The organism is Neisseria sp. P0009.S007 (assembly GCF_051962515.1).
Genome location: NZ_JBQCVF010000328.1, coordinates 1 through 1,451, shown reverse-complemented (window position 1 = coordinate 1,451; position 1,451 = coordinate 1). Strand labels below are relative to the sequence as shown.

The 1,451-nt window shown below is 47.5% G+C and carries 2 protein-coding genes and 1 pseudogene; all 3 read left to right on the top strand.

The annotated features are described in order from the left end of the window. On the top strand, positions 1-651 hold a 651-nt coding region (gene trpS / locus ACTHS3_RS12970; protein ID WP_440368123.1), incomplete at its 5' end, for a tryptophan--tRNA ligase. An 84-nt stretch (positions 652-735) separates the two neighbouring features. Next, positions 736-1,275 (top strand): hypothetical protein, encoded by a 540-nt coding sequence (locus ACTHS3_RS12965; protein ID WP_070625321.1) that lies wholly within the window; start codon positions 736-738, stop codon positions 1,273-1,275. Between the two features lie 42 nt (positions 1,276-1,317). Beyond that, a pseudogene (gene tpx, locus ACTHS3_RS12960) lies at positions 1,318-1,451 on the top strand (thiol peroxidase); the annotation flags it as partial.

The following is a 1,451-nucleotide window of genomic DNA, read 5'->3' as shown; positions in this document are numbered from 1 at the left end:
GAAAACGGTCAGGAAGATCTGGATCATGGCGTGGAAATGGGCCTGTACAGCTACCCTATCCTCATGACTGCCGACATCCTTATGTTCAATGCCCATGAAGTACCAGTCGGTCGCGACCAAATCCAACACGTCGAAATGGCGCGCGATATTGCCGGCCGCTTCAACCACCGCTTCCAAGAACTCTTCACCCTGCCTGAAGTAAAAATCGACGAAAACGTCGAACTCTTGGTCGGCTTGGACGGACGCAAAATGTCCAAGTCCTACGGCAATACCATTCCGCTTTGGGAAAACGACAAGAAAACCCAAAAATCGGTTAACAAAATCATCACCAACATGAAAGAGCCCGGCGAGCCGAAACAGCCTGATGAAAGTCCTCTGTTTGAAATCTACAAAGCCTTCTCTACGCCGTCTGAAACTGCCGAGTTCACACAAATGCTGGCCAAAGGCCTTGCTTGGGGCGAAGCCAAGAAACTCTTGGGCGCAAAAATCAATACCGAGCTCGCAGAACCGCGCGAGCGTTACAATGAGTTGACAGCCAAACCCTCTCAAATTGAAGATATTTTGCAGGCCGGCGCACAAAAAGCGCGTAAAGAAGCACGCGAATTGTTGGATAAAGTCCGCGATGCAGTAGGTATTCGTCCGTTGAAATAATAATAGTAAGGCCGTCTGAAAATTTCAGACGGCCATAATATCGTTTATTATTTGAAATATAATCATTTTTCTAGGGTTTCTGATATGAAAAAAACCTTTCCTCTTATCTTGCTCAGCCTTTCATTGGCTGCCTGCGGCGGCAAGTCTGAAGATACTGCCGCCAATGATGCTGCTTCAGGCAATGCCCCCAAACCTACCTTTAAAGTCAAATACATCGATGAACAAGCCATAGCCGGTTTGGATTTGGGTACAGCACAAGAAGGCGAAACCAAAGAAGGTAAAAAACAACGCACCTATCCGATTAACGGCATAGAGGGCGGCGTCATCAATCTGATTGGCAAGCACCCTAACGACTTAGAAGTCATCAGCGGCCAATGCATGGAAAAAAATGAAAAAGGCGTTTCAGCCGGCTGGTCAGCCAACGGCGTCTGCCACACTGCCTTTGCAAAAATGGTGGACAATATTGCCCAAGACGGCGGCAAACTGACCGACTATCTGATTTCACACGCTGCTTTACAGCCTTATACCGAAGGCAAAAGCGGTTATGCCGCCGTCCAAAACGGCCGCTATATTTTAGAAATTGACAGCGAAGGTATGTTCTATTTCCGTCGCCGTCATTACTAAATCCTGCCCATCCTATTTTCCCCCTGATATAAGGACTGAAACATGGCTCAAGTTACTTTCCAAGGCTCACCTATTTCTACAAACGGCAATTTGCCCGCTATCGGCCAAGTTGCACCTGATTTCACATTGGTAGCAGCAGACCTATCTGAGAAATCATTGGCTGACTTTGCAGGCAA